Source organism: Verminephrobacter aporrectodeae subsp. tuberculatae At4, from assembly GCF_000193225.1.
Taxonomy (GTDB): domain Bacteria; phylum Pseudomonadota; class Gammaproteobacteria; order Burkholderiales; family Burkholderiaceae_C; genus Acidovorax; species Acidovorax aporrectodeae.
In genome coordinates this window covers 1-797 of the sequence record NZ_AFAL01000840.1, presented here as the reverse complement: position 1 = coordinate 797, position 797 = coordinate 1, and the positions used below count along the sequence as shown (strand labels likewise).

The 797-nt window shown below is 63.4% G+C and carries 1 protein-coding gene; it reads right to left on the bottom strand.

What is annotated here, in order from left to right:
• Positions 1–784, bottom strand: a 784-nt coding sequence (locus VTU_RS35610) for a calcium-binding protein (RefSeq protein WP_322835872.1), incomplete at its 3' end; no start/stop codon positions are given.
• Between the last annotated feature and the right edge of the window lie 13 nt (positions 785–797).

Here is a 797-nt window from a genome sequence, read left to right as displayed (position 1 = left end):
CCCGGTCCTGCCCATCGCCTCGTCCGAACAGGTAGGTGTTGTTGCCGTAGCCGCCGTTCAAGGTGTCGTTGCCTGCTCCTCCGTCGAGCGTGTCCGCTCCCGCTCCGCCCTCCAGGTAGTCGTTGCCCTCGTCACCATTCAAGGTGTCGTCTCCCGCCAAACCACGCAAATCGTCGTTGCCTGCTCCGCCGCTGAGGGTGTCGTTGCCTGGGGTGCCGGTGAGCGTGTCGGCGCCATCGGTTCCTCCCGAGAGTTTGGCCATGATCGCCGCCATGTTCCAGGTAGTGCCATCAGCGAACTTGAACTGCTGCACCGGGTTGTAGGCGCCATAGGGGTTGTTCCCCACAAAGAACCCGTTGATCACGAACTTGTCCGACGTTCCGGTGATGGACACCTCCAGGGCCTCCACTCGACCCGACTGGTTGTCGTACACCTGCTTGAGCACGATGTCTCCAGGCGCCACTCCTGCCTTGAACTGCAGCGTGTTGAGCTTGTCCGCCGCCGCATCGCTGTAGTACTGCACCCGGTCCTGTCCATCGCCTCGTCCGAACAGGTAGGTGTTGTTGCCGTAGCCTCCGTTCAGGGTGTCGTTGCCTGCTCCTCCGTCGAGCGTGTCCGCTCCCGCTCCGCCCTCCAGGTAGTCGTTGCCCTCGTCACCATTCAAGGTGTCGTCTCCCGCCAAGCCACGCAAATCGTCGTTGCCTGCTCCGCCGCTGAGGGTGTCGTTGCCTGGCGTGCCGGTGAGCGTGTCGGCGCCATCGGTTCCTCCCGAGAGTTTGGCCATGATCGCCGCCATG